The 7,779-nt window shown below is 58.0% G+C and carries 6 protein-coding genes; all 6 read right to left on the bottom strand.

Features of this window, described 5'->3' with window-relative positions:
* Nucleotides 1-742, bottom strand: a 742-nt coding sequence (locus tag HMPREF3143_RS26315) for a type VI secretion system Vgr family protein (protein WP_254668435.1), incomplete at its 3' end; no start/stop codon positions are given.
* Nucleotides 739-3,393 (bottom strand): type VI secretion system ATPase TssH, encoded by a 2,655-nt coding sequence (tssH, locus tag HMPREF3143_RS14720; RefSeq protein WP_070533493.1) that lies wholly within the window; start codon nt 3,391-3,393, stop codon nt 739-741. The genes tssH and HMPREF3143_RS26315, both read right to left, overlap by 4 nt.
* Before the next feature lie 158 nt (nt 3,394-3,551).
* The gene (gene hcp / locus HMPREF3143_RS14715) at nt 3,552-4,043 is read right to left on the bottom strand and encodes a type VI secretion system effector Hcp (protein ID WP_023325816.1); all 492 of its coding nucleotides are present in this window, start codon (nt 4,041-4,043) and stop codon (nt 3,552-3,554) included.
* A 5-nt stretch (nt 4,044-4,048) separates the two neighbouring features.
* Entirely contained in the window at nt 4,049-5,755 is a 1,707-nt protein-coding gene (locus tag HMPREF3143_RS14710; protein WP_070533491.1) for an OmpA family protein, read from the bottom strand.
* Nucleotides 5,752-6,441, bottom strand: a complete 690-nt coding sequence (tssL, locus tag HMPREF3143_RS14705; RefSeq protein WP_025912765.1) for a type VI secretion system protein TssL, short form — start codon at nt 6,439-6,441, stop codon at nt 5,752-5,754. The genes HMPREF3143_RS14710 and tssL overlap by 4 nt, the downstream gene beginning before the upstream one ends.
* Complete coding sequence (gene tssK / locus HMPREF3143_RS14700) at nt 6,438-7,778, bottom strand: type VI secretion system baseplate subunit TssK (protein ID WP_025912766.1); 1,341 nt, start codon at nt 7,776-7,778, stop codon at nt 6,438-6,440. Before tssK ends, tssL begins: the two co-directional genes overlap by 4 nt.
* Nucleotide 7,779 lies beyond the last annotated feature (1 nt).

Here is a 7,779-nt window from a genome sequence, read left to right as displayed (position 1 = left end):
AGTCCCGGGTGCTGACCTGCTTCTGCACCACGTTGTGATGGCATTCCATCCCCCAGACTGAATCCACGCCTTTTGAATGCTGGCCCGATGGCGGTACCGACGGCAGCGTCAGCCCTTTTTCATACCCCTGCTGGCTGTCGTAAAACTCCACCACGTCAATGTTGAGGCGCGTGTCGGTGGTGAAGCGAAACCAGATGCCGACCTCACCCAGCAGGCGGGTGATAAAGTGCAGGTCGTCCTCACCGTACTGCATCACCTGTTCACGGCGCGGGTATTCTTTTGACAGCGAGAACAGAAAATCCTGACCGCGCATACCGTGGCGCTCGCGCAGGATTTTTTCCACGATTTGCGGAACCGACATGTCCTGGTAAATGGCGTTCTGGTGCGAGCGGTCGAGCAGCGCCAGACGTGGCCGGAGCGTCAGGGCGTAGCGGGTTTCATCTTTTGACGTGCTGAGGCGTTCAAAACCGGTCACCACGCCCTGAAGGGTGCGCACGGCCTGCTGCACTTTAATGCCGTAACCCTGGTCTACCGGGGCCTGCAGCGTCAGCGAACAGGGCTTCATCAGCATCGCCTCTCTGGCGATAGCGTGGTCAATGCTGGTGAATTCAATACGATAGCGGAACGGCGTGCTCAGGGCCTCATCGCCTTCAAACGCCAGCACATCGAGTTCTGCTTCACATCCCTTCACCGCCAGCAGGTGGTGGTTATGGCTGTATCTTAATGGAGGATTATTACTCATGCGTCCACTCCCTGTTTCACATCAAATTCCAGCCCGATCCCCTCTTCCTCACTCCAGCTAAAGCGTAATGACTGTGGTTTCAGTTTCGCGGCCATGTGGGTCAGCAGTTGCTGACTCAGCACCGGCAGAATCTGCTGGTTGAGCAGGCTGTCGACGTTGCGCGCGCCGGTGTCCGGCAGCAGGCAGGCGGCGGTCAGCGCGTCATACAGGCTCTCATCAATATGCGTGGTCAGGCCGTAGTGTCGATGCAGGCGCTTGCTGACCTGTAACAGCTTCATTTCCACGATGGTACGCATGGCTGCTTCCGCCAGAGGACGGTAAATCACGGTCTGGAAGCGGGCCAGCAGCGCCGGCTGGAAGTGATCGCGCAGTATCGGACGCAGCAGCTCGTGGAGATCGCCTTCGCTGGCCTCCGGCTGTTCGTCAAGCAGCTGCATCAGGTGGTCGCTGCCAAGATTAGAGGTCATCAGAATGACGGTGTTACGGAAGTCGATTTCACGTCCTTCGCCGTCGCGCATAAAGCCGCGGTCAAAGACCTGATAGAACAGGTTCATCACGTCGCGGTGGGCTTTTTCCACTTCATCGAGCAGCACCACGCTGTACGGTCGCTTGCGCACTGCTTCGGTGAGAATGCCGCCCTGGCCATAACCGACGTAGCCCGGAGGGGAACCCTTCAGCTGGGAAACCGTATGCGGCTCCTGGTATTCGGAGAGGTTAATCGTAATGAGTGACTTTTCACCGCCGTACATGACATCGGCCAGCGCAAGCGCGGTTTCGGTTTTTCCCACCCCGCTCGGTCCCACCAGCAGAAACACGCCCTGCGGGCCATTCTCGGAGGTGAGCCCCGTTTTTGCCGCACGCAGACGCTGGGCGATGGCCTCGAGCGCCACATCCTGCCCGACCACACGTTTACCCATTTCATTTTCCAGGGTCAGCAGTTCGGTCTGCTCATCTTTCATCAGCGATGACAGCGGAACGCCTGTCCAGTCAGCAATCACGTTGGCAACGGTGCGTACGTCAACATCCAGAGAGAGCAGCGGATTGCTGTGCTGCATGCCGTTCAGTTCCTGCTGCAGCGCGTGCGTCTCGCTTTGACGGGAGATGTCCTGACGGCTTTCCAGCAGTTGTTCGGTGAGTTTCAGTTCCTGCCCGTACTGCGTTACAAGCTCGTCGAGAGCAACGATAAGAGCGTTCTCTTCCTGCTCAATGACGATCAGGCGTTCACCATGGCCCTGATTGCCGACAGCAATATCTTCCAGCAGCGCCTGCTTCTCCATTTCAAGAGAGGTAATCTGCGAGCGAATGCAGGTCAGCTGTTCCGGTACCGTGTCGAGGCTCATCCGGACGCGCGCTGCGGCGGTGTCGAGCAGATCAACCGCCTTGTCCGGCAGCTGACGGCCCGTCAGATAGCGGCGGGAAAGCGTAACAGCAGCGCGCACCGCATCGTCGGTAATGTGCACGTGATGGTGCTCGGCGTAGCGGGATTTCAAACCACGGAGCATCAGGCAGGCGGTGTCATCGTCAGGCTCATCGACTTTTACCATCTGGAAACGACGCTCCAGGGCCGCGTCGCGTTCGAAGTACTGCTTGTACTCGCTCCAGGTAGTGGCCGCAATGGTACGCAGTTCACCACGCGCCAGCGCCGGTTTCAGAAGGTTCGCTGCATCGGCGCCCCCCGCCTGGTTGCCCGCGCCGATGATGGTATGCGCTTCATCAATAAATAGCAGGACCGGGGACGGGGATTGCTGCACCGCATCGATAACGTTTTTCAGCCGCTGTTCGAACTCGCCTTTCACGCCTGCACCGGCCTGCAGCAGGCCCAGGTCAAGGGTACGCAGAGTGACCGTTTTCAGTGATTCAGGCACATTACCCTCGGCAATACGCAATGCCAGACCTTCAACCAGTGCGGTTTTCCCCACGCCCGGCTCGCCGACCAGGATCGGGTTGTTTTTGCGGCGACGGGAGAGGATATCCACCATCTGACGGATTTCTGTGTCACGGCCAAACACCGGATCGATCTTCCCTTCCTTCGCTTTGGCGGTGACATCGAGGGTGAATTTATCCAGCGTGTTCTGCAGCGCAGGGCTCAGTTCCCCTTCTTTCATTTCCACACCAGCCGGACGCCCGACAAACTCCACCTCACCACCGTGGTTCTGTGCCAGCTCGGCTTCGCGCTGCATTTCCGGACGTTCATCCGATTGCGCATCCAGCAACGGTCGCAGGCGCTCCAGCTGGCTCTGAGCAAGCGTTAACAACGGCCAAAGGCCGTCACAACGTGCCAGTTTTGGTTTTTCCACCAGGGCCATCAGCAGATGGATGCTGCGAATGTGCTCTTCGCCATTGAGTGAGGCAAGTAGCCAGGCTTGCTGCATCAGAGTCTGGATGTCATCAGAGAGCTGGGGCCGATGGCGCACAGAGCGAGGTTGTCTGTCGAGCCAGCCAAGTAAATCCTGCCAGATGCCATCCATATCCCATTCATAGCGACGCGCCAGCACCGTCAGGTCACCTTCCCCTTGCTCCAGCAGCTTCAGCAGCCAGTGCTCCGGCAGAATTTCGGCATGGGCACGGGTCTGACAGAGCGAAGCTGCGCCTTCCATCGCTCGGGCACAGTAAGGGTTCAGACGACGTAACAGGATGGCTGGATTTTCCATGAGATTCTCTCTTTGTCGGTTCCTGGACACGCTACCGCCCCTCGCTGTTCACCAAAGCGCATAAGGTCAGGCAGGCAGATTGTTTTTTCTTTGCTGAGTGCCCGCATCTCAGGCACTCAGCAAAAAACTGCGGACAGGAAAACCTGCCCGCATCAGGATTACGCCGTGGCGCGTTCGTTCCAGGAATCGGAATGAATGATGTTGCCGTCTTTGTAGGTCCAGGTGATTTTTTCGTAACGCAGTTCAACGCGTTCAAGGTGGTTGTGCTTCTCTTTAGAAGGATCCTTGATGTCATACATTTCAGGATTCACCTTCACTACCTTCACGTTTTCCAGTTTGGTGTTGAAGTACTCCACTTCCTGGCCCGCGTCGTTGATTTTGTACCACTTGAACTCAGCGGATTTCAGGGTCTGACCGGTGGTCACCGCCTTGTACAGGTACGGGCTGGAGGAATCGATTTCCTTCGTGAACAGGAACGGCGTGTGGATGCGGGTGCCAGTCAGCTTGCCGGTGTTGTTGTCGGTCGGGATGTACAGGTTATGCTCCTGTGCAACCACTTCGATGCTGCCTTCACGATCCTGAACGTCAACAGACCCTTTGATGTCCGCGCCGCCGTCGTCCTTCAGCCAAAGATAAACAGGAATTGCCATGTTAATTACTCCGTTTTATTTTCTGAGACGCCATCATCCTGCGATGGCGCCGGGTGTTTGCCGGGTATCTGACAGGCATTCGCCTGCGGTACCAGACTGATTTCGACACGGCGGTTGAGCGCACGCCCTTCCAGGGTGTCGTTGGTTGCGACAGGACGGCTTTCGCCATAGCCCTGCACCGCAAAACAGCTTTCGGGCACGTCGCCCGTGTCCCGCATCCAGTTGCGTACCGCTTCGGCTCGTTTCAGAGACAGCGTCTGGTTAAGTTGCGGATTGCCGGTGTTATCGGTATGCCCAGACACGACAATCAGCCAGCCCGGTTTCGCTTTGATGCCAACCAGTGAATTCACCAGCATCCTGGTGGAACCCGCTTTCAGCACGTACTTGCCGGAATCGAACAGCGACATGCTGTCGAGCCTCACTATTTTCGGTACTGGTTTTGGGGTTGGCTGCGGTTTAGGAGGCGGCGGCATATACGAGCGGATCGCTTCCAGTAGGGGTATCCGTAGACGTTCCCCCTGATAAAGCCCGAGGCCCAGCCGGATCGGTACACCGTTACGTGCATAGTCATCCAGCAGCGCCGCATTCTCACGAAGGGCCGCAACGGCGCCAGCTTTCGGGCCGTAGTCATCCATGGAGAGACTGTCGTAACGGGCTATATCGAAGCTCACGCGATGCAGCAACTGGCGATTGTTCCAGCCACTGCTCAGCAGCGCGGCGATGGCCGCCAGGGTGAAAAGACCAAGGGCACAGCGCCAGGTGCGGGCGCGGGGAGTAAGTCCACTTCCTTCCGGTAACAGCGGCAGGATGAAATCCGGGAAGGGTGATATCACCGTGCTGTCCGTCCCTACCGGTTGCCAGCCGGCTACCTGCTGCATGGCAGTATGACGCGATAACCATGCCGTCCAGGCAGAGGACGCAAGGCTTCCGGCAAGAATCGGTCCCATTCCCCACAGCAGCGCTGCAGGTGCAATGACCGGAACATCAGGATTCTCATCGATGAATACCGCCTGGACATGCTGATGGAACCAGCTCATCAGGCTGTTCATCAGCACCTGCTGCTGCATCACAGGCGCACCGCCAGTGGTGACCCACGCGGCGATCGAACAAGGCGCATTCGACTCACGCCAGACAGTCCACCCTTCACCCGGAATAGCGGCCTGCCAGAGCATGTCATCCGTCATCGCGCTGCCAATCTGACCATTCAGAATGAGTGGCACAGACTGTCCCGTTTCTTTACGCAACTGGCTGATTTGCCAGCGCAGAGCCAGCAGACGACTTGTCAGGGCTTCGCTGTCGACATGTTTCTGCGGGCAGACACTGACCATCACCGACAGCTGACGCCCCCAGTCCGGGCGCTGCCACAGAATCTGACGGGCAACCTGCTCCAGATCCTGATGGTCCTCAACGCGGATCCAGCATCCCTGCGTAACGATCAGTACTGGTGACTGCTGCGGCCAGGTCAAAGGCATATCGCCACAAACCAGCACCACAGGTTGACGGTAAGTAGTTTCAGGAAGGTCATCCAGACGCAGGTTGACGTCATGCTCCGCACGAGGTCTGGCGATATACCAGAACGCGACGATAACCCCGATCATCGCCAGCAGAACGAGCACTGAAGCCAGCCGGGATAACGGCAGAAAAGCCAGGCAGACCACAGCACTCAGCAGGGCAGCCCACAGCGCAAGCCCGCGCTGTTGTACAGGACTCATTTTACGACTCCCGGCAACAGGGTCAGCAGCATCTGATCGAGCCAGCGATCCAGTCCCCACCAGAGTGCGGCAAGAACAATCACGCTCAGGCCGATACGCGCGGGCCATGACGCCAGCCAGCCTCCCGCTCCCCGTCCGCTGCGGCTCTCTGCCAGAACGGGATGGGTCTGCGGGTAGCTGAACGGTGTAACGCGCTCGTTGAGTGCGCTGACCAGCTTCTGGCGTTCCGGATCGTTTAGCGCACGAAAGTTTCCCAGGAATCCGAGCATCATTACCCGCTGGAAGCAGGTCAGTACGGCATTATCTGGAGCAGGTTCACGCAGCACATCGCGCATCCTGTCACATAAAGTGTCACCCGCGTCCATTGTGCCGAGGAAGTGTCCCTGCAGAGGAATGTCATACCACTGCACACAGGCATCATCCTCTACACCGCGCCCTTTGACCGCCTCATCAAGCAATGCACATTGTGCAGTGAGGATATGCTTACAGCTGGCTTCATCGAGTTCGCTCGCTTTCAGTTCACGCTGAACGCGTTCCACATCAGCGATACAGCGTTCCCACAAGATCCGACCTTCGCCTTCCTGAAACTGCGGGCCATAGCGAAGGCTGATGACCTGAAGCCAGGTATCCTGCAGCAGTGCGTCAATATCAACAGACACGACAGCGCCGTGTTTACGTTCACTCATGTTCTCAATACCGCAAAGAGTTCAAGTTCAGGCTCGCCGAGCATGCCCGGGACGTAAAACATACATGTCCCACTCTGGAGCATTTCAGTCGCCAGAGGATGGGAGAGATCGAGACTGAAATACTGATTTTCCAGGCGCAGTGGAATGGCGGCTGGCACATGGCGCAGCGGCGTCAGCGGCACGCCCACGCGGGAAGAGTTGACGATCCCCCGCACATGGTCAGGGCTGCCCACCTTACACTGGCGCGGAAACTGCTCCTGCAGTTGCGCCACCGGAATCGGTGAGCGCACAGAAAGATAGTAATCAGCCCCTTCGCGCAGACGCGGGTCATGCAGGCGAGCCTGCCAGAAGTGCAGCCGTGGGTCATAGTCGAGTGCCAGGGCCACCACGCGTGACGGCAGGCTGGCTTCAAGCAGATCGCCAAGCAAATCAAACAGCGGTGGAAATACCGCATTGAGTTGCTCGTGATGCCAGGCCGGTATGGCGCTCACCTGATGTTCCAGGGAAAAGGTCAGCAGGCTCCCCGCAAGGCGAGAAAGTTCCGGATACAGACGTTCCGGTGGGCTTTGAAGATTACGCTGGAACTGACCCAGCACGGGCTCGGCACTGTTCAGCGCGTTGAGCAGCCAGAACAGTGATACATCTGCCACGGCGAAATCAGCCATGCGCTCATTGCTTTCACGCCGCATTGCCATCAGACGGCACAGTCGCGCCCGCAGTTGTGTCAGTAGTTGTTCCAGTTGGGTAACCAGCCAACGGCTGCCCTGGAGGGTCAACAGCGGAGGAAGAAATGTTTCATCCAATAGCCATGTACCCTGCGAGTCTTGCTGCAGGCGGGTGACCGGACAAGTCAGATAATCGCTGTTGTTCTGATGGGCAAAACGCAGCGTCAGTTCAGGCTGCATCACGGCAATCTGACGAGTGTCTTCCCCAAAGGTATTGCGTACATCCCGCCAGCGCTGACGATATCGCACCGGACGCTCGGCCACCTCATCGGGTTTCAGGCAGTTGCCGCCGTTCGCCCGCAGTAGCGGGAGCGCCAGCACCACCGTCACCTCCTGCGATTCGCTTTCAAGCGACAGTACCGGTGGCAGCGAATCAGCATTGTCTGTATCAATCAGCGTACCGTCCTGAAAACGGACATGCAGATGACGGGCCTGAAGACGTCCAAGCCTGAGCGCTTCCGGCTCGAAGGTAGCATTTATTACCCCCCACGGGCAGGAGAGGCCCAGCCGGGCAATACACTCGGCAGACCAGGCCGCATACGCGACCTGTTGCTGAAAATGCTGGGGAGCGACCATAATGCCCCTACCCCATAACGGTTGTTCCGTTTTCATC

It is taken from the genome of Enterobacter sp. HMSC16D10, from assembly GCF_001807145.1.
Lineage (GTDB): Bacteria > Pseudomonadota > Gammaproteobacteria > Enterobacterales > Enterobacteriaceae > Enterobacter > Enterobacter roggenkampii.
Note: the sequence above shows the minus strand (reverse complement) of the source record. Positions and strands in the feature narration are given on the sequence as shown.